A 19,758-nucleotide genomic window follows, 5' to 3' on the forward strand; every position below is an offset into this window, starting at 1 on the left:
AGTATTGGGTGATAAATAATGATAAAAATGACGAATGTTTATAAGGAGTACCCGAATGGTATGAAAGCCATTGCTGGTCTTACAGTTAACATTAAACAAGGTGAATTCGTATACGTAGTTGGACCGAGTGGAGCCGGGAAATCTACATTTATTAAAATGATGTATCGTGAAGAGAAACCATCTACAGGATCTATTAATGTAAATGGACTTACTATCGAAACATTGGCAGAAAGAGACGTTCCGTATTTTCGTCGTCAATTAGGCGTAATTTTCCAAGATTTTAAATTGCTACCTAAATTAACGGTATATGAGAATGTTTCGTTTGCTTTAGAAGTAATTGAAGAAGAACCGGATGCAATTCGTGAGCGTGTAACAGAAGTGCTAGGTCTTGTAGGCCTTGAAGATCGTGCAGACGCACTTCCAAGTGAGCTTTCGGGCGGGGAGCAACAACGTGTGGCTATTGCAAGAGCAATTGTAAATAGACCAAAGGTTGTAATTGCCGATGAGCCAACAGGTAACTTAGATATTGAAACAGCTCTTGATATTATGAATATTTTTACTCGCATTAATGAGCGCGGCACAACGATCGTTATGGCGACGCATAATGCAGATATCGTAAATACAATCCGTCATCGTGTAATCGCGATTGAAGGCGGAAAAATTGTTCGAGATGAGATTGAGGGAGGATACGGATATGAAGGCTAAGACCCTTAGTCGACATTTGCGAGAAGGTGTAAAGAATCTATCACGTAACGGATGGATGACATTTGCTTCTGTTAGTGCAGTAACAGTTACATTATTACTTGTAGGTGTCTTTTTAACAGCGATTATGAATATGAACCATTTTGCGACGAAAGTAGAGCAAGATGTAGAGATTCGTGTACACATTGATCCAGCTGCAAAAGAAGCGGATCAAAAGAAATTAGAAGAAGATATGAGTAAGATTGCAAAAGTAGATTCTATTAAATATTCTTCTAAAGAAGAAGAGTTAAAACGTTTAATTAAAAGCTTAGGTGATAGTGGAAAAACGTTTGAGTTATTTGAACAAGATAACCCACTTAAAAACGTATTCGTTGTAAAAGCAAAAGAGCCAACCGATACAGCGACAATCGCGAAGAAGGTTGAAAAAATGCAGTTTGTTAGTAATGTTCAGTACGGAAAAGGGCAAGTTGAACGATTATTTGATACTGTAAAAACTGGTCGTAACATTGGGATTGCGTTAATTGCTGGTCTTTTATTCACAGCGATGTTCTTAATCTCTAATACAATTAAAATTACAATTTATGCTCGTAGTACAGAAATTGAAATTATGAAACTTGTTGGTGCAACAAACTGGTTTATTCGTTGGCCATTCTTGCTAGAGGGATTATTCTTAGGAGTATTAGGATCAATTATTCCAATTGGCCTAATTCTAATTACGTATAATTCGTTGCAAGGTGTGTTTAATGAAAAACTTGGCGGAACAATTTTCGAGCTTCTACCATACAGTCCGTTCGTATTCCAATTAGCTGGTTTACTAGTGTTAATCGGTGCTTTAATCGGTATGTGGGGAAGTGTAATGTCAATTCGTCGCTTCTTAAAAGTATAAAAAGTTGCAAACATAATTCGTACAAGCTTATCATATAGTAGAAATAGGTAAAGGCATCACACACTGTGTGATGCCTTTTGCTACACCACCTGTGTGTTTTGGAAAGGGGAATTCCGCATTGAAACGTAGAGTTGCAATTATTGGAATGGTTGTTGCATTTTTAATTGGTGCTGGCGGAATGTTTGCAGGCATGTCTGTATTTGGGGTTAACCCATCAGAAGTAACGCAAACAATTTCGAGTGGGAATGCTAGCACTGCGCAAGGGAATTTGGCAAAAATTAATGAGGCGTATGCACTAATTGATTCACGTTATGTGGAAGACGTGAAAGATGAAAAGTTAGTTGAAGGTGCAATACAAGGTATGTTGTCTACGCTGAAGGACCCTTATTCCACGTATATGGATAAAGAAACAGCCAAACAGTTTAGTGAATCGCTTGATCCCGAATTAGAGGGGATTGGGGCTGAGGTGAACAAGACGGACGGTAAGCTTATTATCGTATCGCCAATTAAAGGTTCACCAGCAGAAAAGATAGGAATTAAACCGAATGACCAAATTTTATCTGTAGATGGAAACAGTGTGAAAGACTTATCACGTGAAGAAGCAGTATTAAAAATTCGTGGTAAAAAGGGAACGACTGTCGCAATTGAAATTAAACGTGCGGGAGTAACTGATCCGATCGTATTTAAAATTAAGCGTGAAAAGATTCCAATCTTTACAGTATTTAGTTCTGTGAAGCAAGAGAGTGGAAAAGATATCGGTTATATGCAAATCACTTCTTTTGCTGAAAATACAGCGAAAGAATTTAAGGATCAGTTAAAAGAGTTAGAGAAGAAAAATATAAAAGGCTTAGTTATTGACGTACGTGGTAATCCTGGTGGCTATTTAAATAGTGTAGAAGATATACTAGGGGAAATTATGACGAATAAAAAGCCGATGCTACAAGTAGAGCAGCGAAATGGTGAGAAGAAGAAATTCTCTACGGAACTGAAAGAGAGAAAACCATATCCAATTTCAGTATTAATTGATAATGGAAGTGCTTCTGCTTCAGAGATTTTAGCGGGTGCGCTAAAAGAAGGAGAAGGATACGATTTAATTGGTGAAAAGACATTTGGTAAAGGTACTGTCCAGCAAGCTGTTCCATTTAAAGACGGCAGCAACATTAAATTAACGATGTTTAAATGGTTAACACCGGATGGGAACTGGATTCATAAAAAAGGAATCGCGCCAACAGTAGAAGTGAAGCAACCAAATTATTATCATGCGACACCAATTCAAATTGAAAAAACACTTTCATACAATTCAAATGATGTACAAGTAAAACATGCTCAAGAAATGCTTAAGAGCTTAGGGTATGTACCAGGTCGTGAAGATGGATACTTTAGTAAAGAGACAGAATCGGCTCTGAAAGCATTCCAAAATGCAAATGAGATGGAAGCGACAGGACAGCTTGATAAAAAGACAGCTGAAGCGATTCAAACTAAAATTATCGAAAAAATTCGTTCTGGAGAAAATGATCTACAATTACAGTCAGCATTAAAATTAATGGCAAAATAAGAAGAAATACAGGCAGTTTGCTGCCTGTATTTTTTTGTGTTAAACAAACGTTTGTTTAGTTATGATAATATAAAAAGAAAGAATGATATAAATGGTGGTGAATGAGTTCATGGAGGCGTGGATTTTTGAAATAATGCGGGCAGTTGGACGTTTTTTCTTACACCCTGCTGTCTATATATTTGTAATAAGTAGTATCTTCGTTGGATACTTACGTATGTTAAGAGAACGAAAAGATTTTTCTTTTAAAGTTTATGATATTTGGTTTGAACTGCGAACCTCTCTATTTGAAGGGATTGGATACGGATTAGTAGTATCTATTGTTACGATTGGGCTTGGACTTGTTGTTTCTAAAGCGAGCTTATGGGCCATTTTAATTTGGACGTTACTATTTGGATTAACGGCTATGTATCGATATTTATCGGCGGCTTATACATTTAGCATTGCGATTGTATGTGTTCTATTATCTTCTAAGCTACCAGTTTCCTTTTTACAGCTTCGAGAAGGTGAAGAGAGTACCATTGTATCCCTTGTTATTTTACTAGGCGTTATGCTTATTGTAGAAGGCTTATTGATTTCTAAAAACGCAGTAGGATATTCGACGCCGAGGATTAGGAAGGGGAAGCGTGGATTAAAGATTGGTTTACACGAATCAAAGCGTTTATGGATCGTTCCTATTTTTATTCTTGTACCGGGTGATGCGGTAACGCAGTTTATTTCATGGTGGCCTGTCGTTTCAATCGGTTCAAATACATATTCTCTATTCCTCGTTCCATTTTTAATTGGATTTATGAGAAAGATTAAAAGTTATGAGCCGACGGAAGCCTTATTATTTACAGGAAGACGTGTTTATGGATTAGCAGGACTTGTGCTCGTTTTAGGAGTCGCAAGTTACTGGTGGCACGTACTTGCAATTATCGCGATGGGAGTCGCAATGCTTGGGCGTTTCACAATCTCGATGCAAGAGAAAATTGCCGATGAAACAAGACCAGCATATTTTGCTGCACGCAATGATGGGCTCGTTGTACTAGATACAATTCCAAATACAATTGGAGCAGAGCTAAAATTACTGCCTGGAGAAATTATTACGAAAGTAAATGGAGTCATTCCAAAAAGCGCCGAGGAATTTTATGATGCGCTTCAAACGAAGACGACAGGAGCATTTTGTAAATTAGAAGTATTAGATACAAATGGTGAGCTTCGTCTTGCACAAACTGCATTATATGCTGGTGGGCATCACGAATTAGGTATTGTATTCGTTGAGCAGGAGCACGAGTGGGATTCGGAAGCGATGTAATAGAAGGAGAGGTATCACCTTGTGGTGATACCTTTTTTGTTTTTTGGGGGGAAGGGTAGTTAGTAAATGAAATTTATATCGGCGATTATCCGAATATATCAGCGCAACTCGAAATATATCGGCGATTATTCGAATATATCGACTTTCCAGCAAAAAACGACAACTATCGCAAAGCTTATTTTCAGTTTCATAGACGGATAACTTGAATAATTATTTGATAATGGTTATCATTTAGGGAGTCTTTTTAATTTTGGAAAATGGAGGTAAGATATGCTGCGTAAATTTTTCTCGTACTATAAACCGTATAAAGGTTTATTTATACTCGACTTTTCTTGTGCGGTTGTCGCAGGATTATTAGAACTCGGCTTCCCGCTTATCGTAAATCAATTTATTGATAAGTTATTGCCAGGGCAAAACTGGACGCTTATTTTATGGGCTTGTTTCGGTTTACTCGCAGTTTATATGTTAAATGCAGGCTTACAATATGTCGTTACATATTGGGGACATATGCTTGGTGTTAACATTGAAACAGATATGAGGCAGAAATTATTTGATCATATTCAAAAGCTATCATTCAGATTTTTTGATAATAATAAAACTGGTCATTTAATTTCACGCCTTACAAACGATTTAATGGAAATTGGGGAAATTGCTCACCATGGACCAGAAGATCTATTTATCGCCGTAATGACTTTAGTTGGGGCATTCTCATTTATGATGATGATCAACTGGAAGTTAGCGTTATTAACGTTCTTCGTCATTCCATTCCTATTATGGTTAGCACTTTACTTTAATAAAAAAATGACAGGTACATTTAGACGTTTATTCTCAGACGTTGCTGATTTTAATGCATGCATTGAGAACAATGTTGGGGGAATTCGTGTTGTACAAGCATTCGGAAATGAAAAGTTTGAGAAAGAGCAATTTGCTGTCAACAACGCTCGTTTCCGTACAACGAAATTAATGGCGTATAAAATTATGGCGTTAAATTCATCGATTAGTTATATGCTCATGCGGCTCGTAACGCTCTTCGTCTTAATATGCGGTACATGGTTTGTTCTGCAAGGAGAATTAACGTACGGTGGATTTATCGGATTCGTTCTATTAACGAATATTTTCTTCCGCCCAATTGAAAAAATTAACGCGGTAATCGAAAGCTATCCGAAGGGAATCGCCGGTTTTAAAAGATATGTAGAGCTTCTTGAAACAGAGCCTGACATTGTAGACTCTAAAGATGCAATGGAAGTTAAACATGTACATGGTGATATTCAATATAACAACATTACGTTCGGATATGAAAATAAAGAACCAATTTTAAATGACATTAGTTTGAAAATACATGCAGGTGAAACGGTTGCGTTCGTTGGACCATCAGGAGCTGGGAAAACGACGTTATGTAGCCTATTACCACGTTTTTATGAGCAATCATCTGGATCAATTCAAATTGATGGGATTGATACGAAAGATATGACATTATCTTCACTTCGTAAGCAAATTGGAATTGTGCAGCAAGACGTGTTCTTATTTTCAGGAACAATTCGTGAAAATATCGCTTACGGAAATTTAAAGGCATCAGAGCCTGAAATTTGGCAGGCAGTAAAACGTGCGCAGTTAGAAGATTTAATTTACTCACAGCCGGAAGGTTTAGATACTGTTATCGGTGAGCGCGGCGTGAAACTTTCAGGTGGACAAAAGCAGCGTCTAGCTATTGCTCGTATGTTCTTGAAAAACCCGCCAATTTTAATATTGGATGAAGCAACTTCTGCACTAGATACAGAGACAGAACTTGCGATTCAAAAATCGCTTGCTGAATTAGCTGTCGGTCGCACAACGCTAGTTATCGCTCACAGACTTGCAACGATTAAAAATGCAGATCGCATCGTCGTTGTAAATAAAGATGGCATTGCAGAACAAGGTTCACATAATGAATTAATTGAGCAAGGCGGAGGATACAGTAGGTTATACGAAGCTCAGTTTAGTTCGTAAATATAATTTGTACTGAATTAGTGCACCATAAGTAGGTAAAAATCTCATATGGGAGGCTATAAAGTATGATTGTAACAACAACGTCTACAATTCAAGGAAAAGAAATTATTGAGTATATCGATATCGTCAATGGAGAAGCGATTATGGGTGCGAATATCGTTCGTGACCTTTTCGCTTCTGTTCGTGACGTTGTCGGTGGTCGTGCTGGCGCTTATGAAAGTAAATTAAAAGAAGCACGCGACATCGCAATGGAAGAGATGAAAACTTTCGCAAGACAAAAAAATGCAAATGCAATTGTTGGTATCGACGTGGATTACGAAGTAGTTCGCGAAGGTATGTTAATGGTTGCGGTGAGCGGGACTGCTGTCCGCATATAAAGTAAAAAGCCGTGCTGATGCACGGCTTTTTACTTTGTATGTCGAAGTTTCAATATTTCTTGGGAAATGTGGAAGGCCCCGTCGATATATAGGGAAGACATTAGAGCGCTTCTTTACATTTTTGAAATTGAGTTAATAATTTTGCGTATTCTTGTTCGAGAGATGTGATGTCATCGTGATGATTTGAAATGGAAATCCGGCCGATGACTTCTGTTAATTTTGTTTGTAATCGTAACAATTCTTGCTCAGTAGCGTTTACAGAAGCTCCGGTGGTTCTTTTTGTGTATTGCTCGTAATTACCGTGGAAGATTCTTGGTTCACTCTCATCTACTTGTAGAATATGGTCTGCAACAGAGCGAATAAAGGCACGGTCATGGCTAATGAAAAGTATTGTGCCAGGATATTCTTGTAACATGGTTTCTAATTCTTCTTGCGTTGCTAAGTCTAAATAGTTTGTCGGTTCATCTAGCAGAAGCATATTATAGTTTCCTAAAAATACTTTTGCGAGTGCAACCTTCATTCGTTCACCCCCGCTTAGAACATGCACAGGTTTATGAACATCCTCACGGCGGAATAGAAGTCGTGCAAGTATTGTGCGAACGAATGCTTCTGTATAGTTTGTTTCTTCTAGAACATTTTCTAAAATGGTTTTATCTGTTTTTAAAATAGATAATGTTTGTTCGAAGTATCCAATTTTACAACTTTTCGATAGCTGCATGCCACGCTCGTTTGTGAGAAGCATGTTGAACAAAGTGGTTTTGCCGCTTCCATTTGCCCCTAAAACGGCAAGCTTTGCACCAGGGGCAATAGTTCCATTCATATTTTTAAATAGTGTGCGGTCGCCTATTTTCTTTGTTGCTTTATTGAATTGTACTGCCACCTTACTATGAATGGGAGTATGGTATTGCACGTCAAATTGAGCTTGAGAAAGATCCTTTGGCTTTTCCTTCTTTTCTAGTTTTTCGAGACGTGTCTCTAATGCCTTCGCTGCTTTGCTAACCTGTTCTTGGCCATGAGCCCCACTTAACCTATAAAGTCTAGATTCAGATGAACTGAACCGCGTTGGGATTTTTGTCATGTTAGAAGCACGTTGCTTTCTTTGTAGAATGGACTGTTCTAAACGATTTTTTTCTTGTACATATTGCTCATATTCTGCTTGTTTTTGTATTCGTTCACGTTCTTTTTGTTTTCGATAGTTTGAATAATTCCCTTTGTACTCTTGAATAGTACCGTCTTCAATTTCAATAATTTTGGTACATATATTATCTAGAAATTCACGATCATGCGATATTAAAACAAGTGCTCCTTTATAAGACGAAAGTGCCTTTTCTAATTGCTCTGTACCGACCATATCTAAGTGGCTTGTTGGTTCATCAGCGAATAAAATGCCTGCATTTTGTTCGAGAGCATGGGCGATCTTTAGCCGCATTCGTTCACCGCCGCTCATTGCGTCGGTAACGTTTGAAATACTCCATTTTCCTTTTGCAAGAGAAGAAGCAGTTTCCGGTAGTTCTTCGCTAAGCTGAGGAATGATGCTGATAGAACTATGATGAGTTACTATGCCTCTGTCAGCTTCTATTTCTTTACTTAATATTTGTAATAACGTAGATTTACCAGCTCCGTTGACTCCGACAATTCCTATGCGATCCTGTGCTTGAATTTCCAGTGATGGTAATGTAAATAGTGTGCGATCACCAAAGCTCTTTTCAATATTACTTGCGAATAAAATAGTCATAAAAAACCCTCCCTAGTTTCACTAGAGAGGATAAACGTCGCCCTTGTATGTAAAAAAATCGTACATAAATAAACGATTTTTTACATGATCGTTTCGAAAGAAAGTATCGACAAATGGACAGACTAATCCCCTGCTAGTTTTCATCATTTTTGTTCACTATTTGTGATGGATGAAATAAATAAGAGAATTAGAACTTCATTGGTCAAAGTACCTTCCTTTCATAATATTACTTTTATTGTATGCGCATACAAAAGGGTTTGTCAAACTTATTTCTGTTCGCTATTTTTGAATGTATCATTATACAATTGTGCTTTTGCCAGCGCCTCAGCATCGTTTTTAATTTCATCCAGTCCATTCGCATTCCCGATAACATAACCTTCAAATGAAGAGCCAACAAAATCAAAGATATATTGGAATTGAGCAATAAGCGGTAATGCTTTTACCTTTGGGTTGTCCCCGCCAACGATGACAACATACATTTTTTTGCCTTTCATTTTTTCTTTGAAATGAAGGGATGTATCGCGCAAGCTTTGTGACCAGCGATCAACAAAATTTTTCATATGTCCACTCATTCCGTACCAATATAATGGTGTAGCAAAGATAATCGTGTCGTGTTCTAGCATGCGTTTCGTTAACTGCTCATAGTCATCATTTACGGATTGGAATCCTTCTGCATCATGACGTTGGTCTGTAATAGGATAGACAGTATGATCACGCAAATAAATTTGTTCTGTTTCAATGTCCTCTATCATCATATGTGTTAAAGCTTCTGTATTTCCGTTTTGTCTTGAACTGCCATGTATAACAAACATGTAATCATCCCTTTTCTTTTGCATGTTTTAGGAGTGAAACGTGTTTTTGCAAATTCGTTTGGATGTTGGAAAGCAATGAGATTTGCTTTGTTACTTCATTGAGTTTATCTTCGTAAAGCGTAAGGATACTGCTGCACGGATTGTCGTACAGGTGCGGTTCAATTTCAAGGCAGCGCAGCATCCTTGCCGTCTCTTCTAAATTTAAGCCAATTTGTAAGTACATTTGAATAAGCTCCACTTTTTCGATGGCACTTTCATCAAAATCACGGTAACCATTCGCAAGGCGCTTAGAAGGGAGTAAGCCCTTTTCTTCGTAATGTCTTAGTGATCTTTCACTAACGCCAGTTTCTTTTGATAATTCTCCAATTCGCAATGTATTTCACTCCTTTTACATGTATTGTAAACCTTCACACTAATGTGAAGGTCAACTCTGTTTTTTCGCAAAAGAATCTACATGATTTAAGAACACTTGAATGGCTTTAGATGGAATGAAATATTTACCGCGCACGATGGAGAACGGACGGATTAGTTGTTCATTTGGAACTTCGACGTGGAATAGTTCTTTTGCTAATAGCTCTTTCCGTACAGTCCAATCAGAAAGGATAGCGATGCCAAGCCCGGCACTAACAGCTTCCTTTACGCTTTGGATACTACTGAATGTAAAGAATCGTTTCATTTTTAAATGGTGTTGATGAATAAAGCGGTCACTATAAGCGCGTGTACCAGAACCACTTTCTCTTAATACCCATACTTGATCTTGGAGTGTACTTTCATTTATTTCATTTGTGCGGAGTAATGGATGATTTGGCGGGACGACGAGCTTCATTTCATCTTGCATAAATGTTTCAACATCTACGTCGGCGTATACGACTTGTCCTTCCACTAGGCCGATATCAATTTGATTAGAGCGAAGGCTTTGCAAAACGTCTTCTGTATTTGAGATGAAAGTATGAACTTCGACGTGTGGATTTTCATTCGCATAGTTAGCCAGTATTTTTGGAAGTAAGTATTCGCCAATTGTAAAACTAGCACCAATGCGAAGTGTTCCTGTTACAACGTTATGTAGTTCATTAATTTCTTGTTTAGCATCTTCGTAAAGAGAGAGCATTTGCTTTGCATGTATATATAATATGTTTCCAGCTTCAGTAACTTGGACGTGCTTCGGGGAGCGTTGAATAAGTGTAGTGCCAAATTCGTTTTCTAAGTTGCGTATATGCATACTTACTCCAGGCTGTGAAAGGTTTAATAATTCTGCTGCACGGGAGAAGTGTTTCTGTTCAACGACAGTAACAAAAATTTTTAAAATGTCTACGTTCATATAATGGGCTCCTTTCTTTTTCTATTATCTTATCATAAGTATTTCTAATGATAGAGATTTGGTATTGGTATTAAACTTATTATAGAAACTCTCTTATAATGTAAGTAGAAAGAACATGCATGTTCCAATACGATTATTGGAGTGGTTCAAAATGGAACAAACACTTGTTATACAAAAGAAGAAGCGTTTTGGATTTTCGCAAGGAATTGGGATTACATTATTAATCGCAATTGCCGCGAAATATTTAGCAGAGCTTCCATTTTTAAATATTATGGGACAATTAGTAATTGCTATTCTAATTGGGATGGTTTGGCGCGCTGCAATTGGAGTCCCTCAAGATGCGATTGCAGGGACGAACTTTGCGAGTAAGAAGTTGCTGCGCTTTGGAATCATCTTACTTGGAATGCGATTAAATCTTGTTGATATTGCGAAGGCAGGGCCGAAAGTATTGGTCATCGCAGCGGTTGTTATTACATTTACGATTTTCGTTGTATATGGACTAACGAAAGTATTTAAGGTAGAAAAGAAACTTGGGATTTTAACCGCATGTGGTACAGCAATTTGCGGGGCGGCAGCGGTCGTGGCAATTGCGCCGCAAGTGAAAGCAAAAGATGATGAAACGGCAGTTGGGGCTGCAATTATTGCTATTTTAGGTACGATATTTACGCTTATTTATACGTTGTTATATCCAGTGCTTGGCCTATCTCCATATGGTTACGGTGTATTCTCAGGGGCCACGCTGCATGAAATTGCTCATGTTATCGCAGCCGCGGCGCCAGGAGGAAGTACGGCTATAGACATCGCAGTTATCGTGAAGCTAACGCGCGTTGCAATGCTCGTACCAGTAGCAATTTTAATTGGATTATGGTTTGGAAAGAGTGAAGGAAGCAAGGAAAAAAGATCGTGGCGCGACCTTCCAATTCCATGGTTCATTTTCGGATTTTTAGCGATGAGTGCAGTGCATTCGCTCGGGATTATTCCAGAAGTAGTTGCGGGATACATTGTTGTCATTGCTTATATGCTAATCGCAATGGCGATGGCAGGACTTGGTTTAAATGTAGAGTTTAAAACGTTCCGTAAGTTAGGAAGCAAAGCGTTCGTGGCGGGGCTGATTGGCTCGGTTTGCTTATCGGTTCTTGGATACGTTCTTGTATATGCGCTAGGATTTATGTAGTAGAGGAGAAAGCTGTTCCCGAAGGTATTTGGGGACAGCTTTTTCTTATGATTATAGTAGCGCTACGGATGTCGATATTTGTCGGTAAGTCGATATATTTAAAAAATCGCCGATATAAATGGAGTTGCGCTGATATATTTGGGAAATCGCCGATATAAATGGAGTTGCGCTGATATATTTGGGAAATCGCCGATATAATTTAAGTTGCGCTGATATAAATTGAATTACTCTTGTACTTTATTAGAGTAGGTGTTCAGTGAAACGTTTTTCTAAAATTTGTAAAGATATCTTTACTTATAACTGGAAAATATTTATAATTTAAGTAAAGATATCTTTACTTTTGAAGGTGGAGCCTATGGGTGTGAAAAATAAAATAAAAGAGTTAAGAAAGCAAAATCATATAACGCAAGTTGAAATGGCAAAGGCGATGCAAGTGACGCGGCAGACGATAGTGGCGATTGAAAACCATCATTACAATCCGAGTCTAGAGTTATCTTTAAAAATCGCCAAGTATTTTGGAGTGAAGGTGGAGGAAATATTTACGCTGGAGTAAGGAGAAAGAAAATAAATGATAAGCTTGAGAGATTTCAATTAGAGTAAACGTTTAAATATATAAGGATTGGTTTTGATTTATTAATTAGTATCGCATCAACGAGCGTGTTAGCAACAAGGAATAATAGATAGAAAAAGGGGAACTGGGATGGGATTACCGGTGTTATGTGTCGCTACAGCTATATTTTCGCTTCTTTGGGGAATGCAAAACTTTTCTCGTAATCCAGTGCCGAGCATTTGTATTATGATTGGTACTGTAGGTTTATCGTATTATTTATTATTATTAGCCCATTATCATAAAACGGCAACGAGTGTTGTCGTTGGAGCACTTATTTTATTTTGTGGGCGCGCCATACAAAAGGGGTTATTTCCATAAAAGCTGTTTATACACTTTGTATAAACAGCTTTTTGTATTTTTTTTACAAAACGCTTGAAAGTTACGTAACGTCATCTTTTATAATGAGAGGGAAGAGGTGATGGTAGTGATTTCAATACAAGAATTGACGAAAGAAACAGGGGTTACAGTACGTACACTACGTTATTATGATCAAATAGATTTATTAAAGCCGAGCGGAAAAACAGAGGGTGGACATCGGTTATATAGTGAAAATGACGTTATTCGTTTGCAACAAATTTTATTTTTGAAAGAAATGGGATTTTCATTAAAAGAAGCTGCGAATATGTTAGTAAAAGGTGAGCTGGATTTAAAAAATTCGCTTGAAAAACAACTTCGGTTTGTACAGGAAGAACAAAAGAAATTTAATCGAATGGAGCGTGTTTTACAAGCAGTTGTTTATTCGGTAGATGTAGAGGGAGAACTTGATTGGAAAGTTATGTTTGAACTTATTCAGCTTTCAAAACAGTCCCCTCGTATACGTGAAATATTTCAAAATGAAGTATTTTCAAAGGAAGAACAAAAATTGCTTCAGAATTTGCCAAATATGAGTGAGGAAGATCCGAATGTTTTAGAATGGGTAGATTTATTAAAGCAATTACGTACTTTTATGAAAGACGGTAAAGAAGTCGCAAGTGATGAAGTACAAGAGGCAACGAAGAAATTAATGCAGAAATGTTTAGAAATGGCTAATGGTGACGAAGCGTTTTTAGATAAGTTATGGGAAGTTAGAAAATCGAAGGAAGATTCACAGAAAATGAGCATGTATCCAATTGAAGAAGAACTTTTAGCATATATGGATGAGGCTTTTCGTATTTATGATGAAAGGGAGAAGGATAAATGAGTATACTCGCAGAATATCGTTGGTATTTTTTAATTGGGGCAGAAATTGTATTTTGGTTATCAGCTATCGGTTTCTTTTTACTTCGCTACGGATTCCGTTTGAAAAGGGCGAGTTTTATTATGGGGATTGTACTCCTCGTAAATGAAGTATTTATTTTAACTTTAGGGGTAGTGGACTATTATCAAACAGGAAAGTTCTCTAACTTTCAGATTATTACTGTAATCATTTTATTATATGCAGTTTTCTACGGGAAAAAGGATTTAAAGAAGCTTGATATATTTGTACAAAAATCAGTTGCGAAATGGCGTAATGAACCGGCGCCTATTATTGAAGAACAGGTAGAATTAACAGGTATGGCCTATGCAAAGCAGGAAATAAAAAATTGGGTATTACATCTTGTTTTATTCGTTGGTGTGCACATATTTTTTTTCTTCGCGTATGGATTTATTCCATTTGAACAATGGGGTAATTGGTTAGAATCGGGAATCGTTTTAAATAAAGCTGCAAGTCGCGTGAGTCAAGTGTGGGCGATTATATTTTTAGTTGATACAGCGATTTCATTTTCATATGTGATTTTTCCGAAGAAGGAGAAAGGAAAAGAAAAGCTACTTTCATAATTGAAAGTAGCTTTTCTGGTATACAAATAATTTTTATAGGAGAGGATGACAATAGGAAAAAGAACCAGTTTTATAAGTCTATTTCTCTTTAGTTTAGTAGCATGTTCACCATCTAGCACTACAATTGATAAGAAGAATGATGTCATTGTAAAGGGAGCAGGAATTCTCAATCTAGATAAATTTGAAAAGTTCGTTTTGAATGTCGAGCAAAGGGAAGTTGATAAAATAAGAATTGTACAGTATACCCTTGAAGGGGACCCGATTTTTCAAACGTTAGAGTATAGTGGGAACGATATATTTTATGTGTCAGATAATAGAAAAGACAAATTTGCTGGGAAGGATAAAGGGTTACATAAAGATAGTTGTAAAGGTATTGTTAAAGAGCAGCGCGAATCAGGAAGTACTTATCGGTTAATAGATTGTATGAATGAAGCTGGGCGCAATGGATATGACTTAGTATATGTACCTAAAAAATAGAATTAGTAGAGGAAGGAAGTATTTACTCCTTCCTTTTTCTATGTGTATATTGTCGAAAACTTTACCGAATATCTGTTCGTTTTTTTAGGTTTTTTATAGGTATTCGTGGTAAAATAATAATACAGATTTTTATGAGGAGGTCGGATTTTCTTGGAACGTCAATTTGAAATTGTCTCAGCGTATTCCCCGCAAGGTGATCAGCCGGTAGCTATAGAGAAGCTTGTAGAGGGAATTAATAGTGGAAAGAAAAAGCAAGTGTTGCTTGGAGCGACAGGAACGGGTAAGACATTTACGATTTCAAATGTCATTAAAGAAGTGCAAAAGCCAACACTTGTTATGGCTCATAATAAAACGTTAGCAGGGCAGTTATATAGTGAGTTGAAAGACTTTTTCCCGAATAATGCAGTTGAATATTTTGTTAGTTACTACGATTATTATCAGCCAGAAGCGTATGTACCACAAACAGATACGTTTATTGAAAAAGATGCGCAGATTAATGATGAAATTGATAAATTGCGTCACTCGGCAACGTCTGCATTATTTGAACGGGACGATGTAATTATCGTTGCGAGTGTTTCGTGTATATATGGCTTAGGTTCTCCAGAAGAATACCGCGAGCTAGTTGTTTCGCTTCGAGTTGGTATGGAAAAAGACCGTAATCAATTGCTTCGTGAACTTGTTGATGTACAGTATGGACGTAATGATATTGATTTCAAGCGTGGTACATTCCGTGTACGCGGAGATGTAGTTGAAATCTTCCCAGCATCACTTGATGAGCATTGTATTCGAATTGAGTTTTTCGGTGATGAAATCGATCGTATTCGTGAAGTAAATGCGTTAACAGGTGAAGTATTAGCAGAACGTGATCATGTAGCAATCTTCCCAGCATCTCACTTCGTTACACGTGAAGAGAAAATGAAGGTCGCTATTGAAAATATCGAAAAAGAATTAGAAGAACGTTTAAAGGAGTTAAATGATAACGGTAAGTTGTTAGAAGCGCAGCGTATAGAGCAACGTACACGTTATGATTTAGAAATGATGCGCGAGATGGGCTTTTGTTCAGGTATTGAAAACTACTCCCGTCATTTAACACTTCGTCCAGCGGGGGCAACGCCGTATACGTTATTAGACTATTTTCCGAAAGATTTCTTAATCGTTATGGATGAGTCGCACGTATCAGTACCACAAGTAAGAGCGATGTATAACGGTGACCAAGCACGTAAACAAGTGCTTGTGGATCATGGATTCCGTCTGCCATCAGCTTTAGATAATAGACCGCTCATGTTTGATGAGTTTGAGGAGAAAACGAATCAAGTTATTTACGTTTCAGCAACGCCAGGACCGTACGAGTTAGAGCAGTCACCAGAAGTAATAGAACAAATTATTCGTCCAACAGGGCTTTTAGATCCACCAATTGATATACGACCAATTGAAGGGCAAATTGACGATTTATTAGGAGAGATTCAAGATCGTATTGCAAAAAATGAACGTGTATTAATTACGACTTTAACGAAGAAAATGTCAGAGGATTTAACGGATTACTTAAAAGATGTAGGAATTAAAGTTAACTATCTTCACTCTGAAATTAAAACGTTAGAACGTATTGAAATTATCCGTGATCTTCGCCTCGGTAAATTTGATGTACTTGTCGGCATTAACTTATTGCGAGAAGGATTAGATATTCCGGAAGTATCACTTGTCGCTATTTTAGATGCTGATAAGGAAGGATTTTTGCGTTCAGAACGTTCATTAATTCAAACAATTGGTCGTGCCGCGCGTAATGAAAACGGCCGCGTTATTATGTATGCAGATCGTATAACGAAATCTATGGGAATTGCGATTGAAGAAACGAAGCGTCGTCGTAGTATACAAGAAGCTTACAATGAAGAGCATGGTATTACGCCGAAAACGATTCAAAAAGGCGTTCGTGATGTTATCCGTGCAACGACAGCTGCTGAAGAGGCAGAAACATACGAAGCAACTCCTTCTAAGAAAATGACGAAAAAAGAGCGCGAAAAGACAATTGCGAAGATGGAAGCAGAGATGAAAGAAGCAGCAAAAGCGTTAGACTTCGAGCGTGCAGCTGAACTAAGAGATTTACTATTAGAATTAAAAGCGGAAGGGTGAAAAAAGTGAGTAAGAGCAAGGATTTTATCGTTGTAAAAGGTGCTAGAGCACATAACTTAAAAAATATTGATGTAACCATTCCGAGAAATCAGCTTGTCGTTGTAACGGGATTGTCTGGTTCGGGGAAATCATCATTAGCATTTGATACGATTTATGCAGAAGGGCAGCGCAGATACGTAGAATCATTATCTGCGTATGCGCGCCAGTTTTTAGGACAAATGGATAAGCCGGATGTTGACACGATTGAAGGATTGTCACCAGCGATTTCAATCGATCAAAAAACGACGAGTCGTAATCCACGTTCAACTGTCGGAACGGTAACGGAGATTTATGATTATTTACGTTTATTATTTGCGCGAATTGGTACGCCAATTTGTCCAAATCATGGGATTGAAATTACATCACAAACAGTAGAGCAGATGGTAGACCGTGTTCTTGAATATCCTGAACGTACGAAATTACAAGTGTTAGCTCCTATCGTGTCTGGGCGTAAAGGTGCACATGTGAAAGTACTTGAAGATATTAAGAAGCAAGGATATGTTCGTGTACGTGTTGATGGTGAAATGCTTGATGTATCTGAAGATATTACGTTAGATAAAAATAAGAAGCATTCCATTGAAGTTGTAATTGACCGTATTGTTGTAAAAGAAGGAATCGCAAGCCGTCTTGCTGATTCACTTGAAAGTGCATTAAAGCTTGGCGGAGGCCGAGTGTTAATTGATGTAATGGGAGAAGAGGAACTTCTATTTAGTGAACATCATGCTTGTCCGCATTGTGGTTTTTCAATCGGAGAATTAGAGCCGCGTATGTTCTCATTCAACAGTCCGTTCGGAGCATGTCCTTCTTGTGATGGACTTGGTTCAAAGCTAGAGGTAGATTTAGAGCTTGTTATCCCGAACTGGGATTTATCATTAAATGAACATGCAATTGCACCTTGGGAACCGACAAGTTCACAATATTACCCGCAACTTTTACAATCTGTATGTAATCACTACGGCGTTGATATGGATGTGCCTGTGAAAAATATACCGAAAGATTTATTTGATAAAGTGTTGTACGGAAGCGGGGAAGAGAAGGTTTATTTCCGCTATGTAAATGAATTTGGTCAAGTAAAGGAAAATGAGATTTTATTTGAAGGTGTTATTCCAAACATTGAACGTCGTTATCGTGAAACGAGCTCCGATTACATTCGTGAGCAAATGGAAAAGTATATGGCAGAACAAGCTTGTCCGAAGTGTAAAGGTGGACGCTTAAAGCCTGAGAGCTTAGCTGTATTTGTTGGCAATAAAACGATTGCTGACGTAACGAAGTATTCAGTTCAAGAAGTACAAGAATTCTTCTCGAATGTAGAGCTAACGGAGAAGCAACAAAAAATAGCTCATTTAATTTTAAGAGAAATTCAGGAGCGCGTTGGGTTCTTAGTGAACGTTGGTTTAGATTATTTAACGTTAAGTCGTGCCGCAGGAACTTTATCAGGTGGTGAGGCGCAGCGTATTCGTTTAGCGACGCAAATTGGTTCTCGTCTAACTGGCGTACTTTATATTCTTGATGAACCTTCAATTGGTTTACACCAGCGTGATAACGATCGTCTTATTCGTACATTGCAAGAAATGCGCGATTTAGGTAATACGTTAATTGTTGTTGAACATGATGAAGATACGATGATGGCTGCTGACTATTTACTTGATATAGGGCCTGGTGCAGGTATTCACGGTGGACAGGTCGTTTCAGCAGGGACGCCGGCTGAAGTGATGCAAGATGATAATTCATTAACAGGGAAGTATTTAAGCGGTAAAGAGTTTATTCCAGTTCCACTTGAAAGACGTAAAGGTGATGGACGTAAAGTAGAGATTGTCGGCGCAAAAGAGAATAACTTAAAGAATGCGAAAATGTCATTCCCGCTTGGTACGTTTGTAGCGGTAACAGGGGTATCTGGTTCTGGTAAAAGTACGATGATTAATGAAGTACTATATAAATCGCTAGCTCAAAAGTTATATAAAGCGAAAGCGAAGCCAGGTACTCATAAAGAGATTAAAGGTCTTGAACATTTAGATAAAGTAATTGATATTGATCAATCACCAATCGGTCGTACACCACGTTCTAATCCAGCGACGTATACAGGTGTATTCGATGATATTCGTGATGTGTTTGCACAAACGAATGAAGCGAAAGTGCGCGGATATCAAAAAGGACGTTTCAGCTTTAACGTAAAAGGTGGCCGTTGTGAAGCGTGCCGTGGTGATGGAATTATTAAAATCGAAATGCATTTCCTACCAGATGTGTATGTTCCGTGTGAAGTTTGTCATGGTAAACGTTACAACCGTGAAACGTTAGAAGTGAAATATAAAGATAAGAATATTTCTGAAGTGTTAGGGATGACAATTGAAGATGGAGTAGAGTTCTTCGCTAATATCCCAAAAATTAAGCGTAAACTTCAAACGCTTGTAGACGTTGGGCTTGGTTATATGAAATTAGGTCAACCAGCAACAACATTATCTGGTGGGGAAGCACAGCGTGTGAAATTAGCTTCTGAATTACACCGTCGTTCTACAGGACGTACGTTATACATTTTAGATGAACCAACGACTGGTTTGCATGCGCATGATATTGCACGTCTTCTAGAAGTGTTGCAACGTCTTGTTGAGAGCGGTGAGACGGTACTTGTAATTGAACATAATTTAGATGTAATTAAAACGGCTGATTATATCGTTGACCTTGGACCAGAGGGTGGAGATAAAGGTGGACAAATCGTTGCTTCCGGAACGCCAGAGCAAGTAGTGAAAGAAGAGCGCTCGTACACAGGTAAATATTTAAAAGAGATTTTAAATCGTGATAAAGCAAGAATGAAAGAGAAAATAAAAGAAGTAGAATTATCGCAATAAGTTTATTGATGAAAACCGGGTGGAAA

General features: G+C 37.8%; 18 protein-coding genes. 14 read left to right on the forward strand and 4 right to left on the reverse strand.

What is annotated here, in order from left to right:
- The first annotated feature begins 18 nt into the window (after window positions 1-18).
- The 6 genes from ftsE to QCI79_RS15050 all read left to right on the forward strand — a co-directional run bounded on the left by ftsE (window position 19) and on the right by QCI79_RS15050 (window position 6,800).
- Window positions 19-705, forward strand: a complete 687-nt coding sequence (gene ftsE / locus QCI79_RS15025) for a cell division ATP-binding protein FtsE (RefSeq protein ID WP_000594321.1) — start codon at window positions 19-21, stop codon at window positions 703-705.
- Window positions 695-1,588, forward strand: a complete 894-nt coding sequence (gene ftsX, locus QCI79_RS15030; protein ID WP_000645027.1) for a permease-like cell division protein FtsX — start codon at window positions 695-697, stop codon at window positions 1,586-1,588. The genes ftsE and ftsX overlap by 11 nt, the downstream gene beginning before the upstream one ends.
- Window positions 1,589-1,706: 118 nt before the next feature.
- On the forward strand, window positions 1,707-3,143 hold the full coding sequence (locus tag QCI79_RS15035) for a S41 family peptidase (protein WP_000830313.1): 1,437 nt from the start codon (window positions 1,707-1,709) through the stop codon (window positions 3,141-3,143).
- A gap of 109 nt (window positions 3,144-3,252) precedes the next feature.
- Complete coding sequence (locus QCI79_RS15040) at window positions 3,253-4,437, forward strand: PDZ domain-containing protein (protein ID WP_000388617.1); 1,185 nt, start codon at window positions 3,253-3,255, stop codon at window positions 4,435-4,437.
- A 270-nt stretch (window positions 4,438-4,707) separates the two neighbouring features.
- Window positions 4,708-6,423, forward strand: coding sequence for an ABC transporter ATP-binding protein (locus QCI79_RS15045; RefSeq protein WP_000944624.1), 1,716 nt, complete (start codon window positions 4,708-4,710; stop codon window positions 6,421-6,423).
- Between the two features lie 65 nt (window positions 6,424-6,488).
- Window positions 6,489-6,800, forward strand: a complete 312-nt coding sequence (locus QCI79_RS15050) for a heavy metal-binding domain-containing protein (RefSeq protein WP_000637523.1) — start codon at window positions 6,489-6,491, stop codon at window positions 6,798-6,800.
- A gap of 100 nt (window positions 6,801-6,900) precedes the next feature.
- On the opposite strand, the gene abc-f is transcribed toward QCI79_RS15050, so the two are convergent.
- The 4 genes from abc-f to QCI79_RS15070 all read right to left on the reverse strand — a co-directional run bounded on the left by abc-f (window position 6,901) and on the right by QCI79_RS15070 (window position 10,665).
- A complete protein-coding gene (abc-f, locus tag QCI79_RS15055; RefSeq protein ID WP_021727783.1) occupies window positions 6,901-8,535 on the reverse strand; it encodes a ribosomal protection-like ABC-F family protein in 1,635 nt (544 codons plus the stop codon).
- Window positions 8,536-8,801: 266 nt separating this feature from the next.
- Entirely contained in the window at window positions 8,802-9,347 is a 546-nt protein-coding gene (locus QCI79_RS15060; RefSeq protein WP_000497612.1) for a flavodoxin family protein, read from the reverse strand.
- Window positions 9,348-9,351: 4 nt separating this feature from the next.
- Entirely contained in the window at window positions 9,352-9,720 is a 369-nt protein-coding gene (locus tag QCI79_RS15065) for a MerR family transcriptional regulator (RefSeq protein ID WP_001219199.1), read from the reverse strand.
- Between the two features lie 51 nt (window positions 9,721-9,771).
- Window positions 9,772-10,665: a LysR family transcriptional regulator gene (locus tag QCI79_RS15070; RefSeq protein ID WP_001099987.1), complete on the reverse strand. Its 894-nt coding sequence runs from the start codon at window positions 10,663-10,665 to the stop codon at window positions 9,772-9,774.
- Window positions 10,666-10,816: 151 nt separating this feature from the next.
- Here QCI79_RS15070 and QCI79_RS15075 point away from each other — a divergent pair, with 151 nt between their 5' ends.
- The 8 genes from QCI79_RS15075 to uvrA all read left to right on the forward strand — a co-directional run bounded on the left by QCI79_RS15075 (window position 10,817) and on the right by uvrA (window position 19,732).
- Window positions 10,817-11,839, forward strand: a complete 1,023-nt coding sequence (locus QCI79_RS15075) for a YeiH family protein (RefSeq protein ID WP_000438437.1) — start codon at window positions 10,817-10,819, stop codon at window positions 11,837-11,839.
- A gap of 355 nt (window positions 11,840-12,194) precedes the next feature.
- Entirely contained in the window at window positions 12,195-12,392 is a 198-nt protein-coding gene (locus tag QCI79_RS15080; RefSeq protein WP_000538364.1) for a helix-turn-helix transcriptional regulator, read from the forward strand.
- A 147-nt stretch (window positions 12,393-12,539) separates the two neighbouring features.
- A complete protein-coding gene (locus QCI79_RS15085; RefSeq protein WP_000524139.1) occupies window positions 12,540-12,767 on the forward strand; it encodes a hypothetical protein in 228 nt (75 codons plus the stop codon).
- 100 nt (window positions 12,768-12,867) lie between these two features.
- Entirely contained in the window at window positions 12,868-13,629 is a 762-nt protein-coding gene (locus tag QCI79_RS15090; protein WP_000260337.1) for a MerR family transcriptional regulator, read from the forward strand.
- Entirely contained in the window at window positions 13,626-14,246 is a 621-nt protein-coding gene (locus tag QCI79_RS15095) for a hypothetical protein (RefSeq protein WP_000025225.1), read from the forward strand. The genes QCI79_RS15090 and QCI79_RS15095 overlap by 4 nt, the downstream gene beginning before the upstream one ends.
- A gap of 45 nt (window positions 14,247-14,291) precedes the next feature.
- Complete coding sequence (locus tag QCI79_RS15100; RefSeq protein WP_000152002.1) at window positions 14,292-14,723, forward strand: DUF4362 domain-containing protein; 432 nt, start codon at window positions 14,292-14,294, stop codon at window positions 14,721-14,723.
- A 150-nt stretch (window positions 14,724-14,873) separates the two neighbouring features.
- Window positions 14,874-16,850: an excinuclease ABC subunit B gene (gene uvrB / locus QCI79_RS15105; RefSeq protein WP_000441052.1), complete on the forward strand. Its 1,977-nt coding sequence runs from the start codon at window positions 14,874-14,876 to the stop codon at window positions 16,848-16,850.
- A gap of 5 nt (window positions 16,851-16,855) precedes the next feature.
- Window positions 16,856-19,732 carry an excinuclease ABC subunit UvrA gene (gene uvrA / locus QCI79_RS15110; RefSeq protein ID WP_000045583.1) on the forward strand — a complete coding sequence of 959 codons (2,877 nt, stop codon included), beginning with the start codon at window positions 16,856-16,858 and terminating at the stop codon, window positions 19,730-19,732.
- Window positions 19,733-19,758: the final 26 nt, after the last annotated feature.

This window comes from Bacillus cereus group sp. MG1, from assembly GCF_040460035.1.
GTDB lineage: Bacteria > Bacillota > Bacilli > Bacillales > Bacillaceae_G > Bacillus_A > Bacillus_A cereus.

Bases quoted from the DNA above. Each gene is read 5' to 3' on its own strand.
- ftsE (WP_000594321.1), top strand. From the start codon at position 19: ATGATAAAAATGACGAATGTTTATAAGGAGTACCCGAATGGTATGAAA.
- ftsX (WP_000645027.1), top strand. From the start codon at position 695: ATGAAGGCTAAGACCCTTAGTCGACATTTGCGAGAAGGTGTAAAGAAT.
- QCI79_RS15040 (WP_000388617.1), top strand. From the start codon at position 3,253: ATGGAGGCGTGGATTTTTGAAATAATGCGGGCAGTTGGACGTTTTTTC.
- QCI79_RS15045 (WP_000944624.1), top strand. From the start codon at position 4,708: ATGCTGCGTAAATTTTTCTCGTACTATAAACCGTATAAAGGTTTATTT.
- QCI79_RS15050 (WP_000637523.1), top strand. From the start codon at position 6,489: ATGATTGTAACAACAACGTCTACAATTCAAGGAAAAGAAATTATTGAG.
- abc-f (WP_021727783.1), bottom strand. From the start codon at position 8,535: ATGACTATTTTATTCGCAAGTAATATTGAAAAGAGCTTTGGTGATCGC.
- QCI79_RS15060 (WP_000497612.1), bottom strand. From the start codon at position 9,347: ATGTTTGTTATACATGGCAGTTCAAGACAAAACGGAAATACAGAAGCT.
- QCI79_RS15070 (WP_001099987.1), bottom strand. From the start codon at position 10,665: ATGAACGTAGACATTTTAAAAATTTTTGTTACTGTCGTTGAACAGAAA.
- QCI79_RS15075 (WP_000438437.1), top strand. From the start codon at position 10,817: ATGGAACAAACACTTGTTATACAAAAGAAGAAGCGTTTTGGATTTTCG.
- QCI79_RS15080 (WP_000538364.1), top strand. From the start codon at position 12,195: ATGGGTGTGAAAAATAAAATAAAAGAGTTAAGAAAGCAAAATCATATA.
- QCI79_RS15085 (WP_000524139.1), top strand. From the start codon at position 12,540: ATGGGATTACCGGTGTTATGTGTCGCTACAGCTATATTTTCGCTTCTT.
- QCI79_RS15090 (WP_000260337.1), top strand. From the start codon at position 12,868: ATGGTAGTGATTTCAATACAAGAATTGACGAAAGAAACAGGGGTTACA.
- QCI79_RS15095 (WP_000025225.1), top strand. From the start codon at position 13,626: ATGAGTATACTCGCAGAATATCGTTGGTATTTTTTAATTGGGGCAGAA.
- QCI79_RS15100 (WP_000152002.1), top strand. From the start codon at position 14,292: ATGACAATAGGAAAAAGAACCAGTTTTATAAGTCTATTTCTCTTTAGT.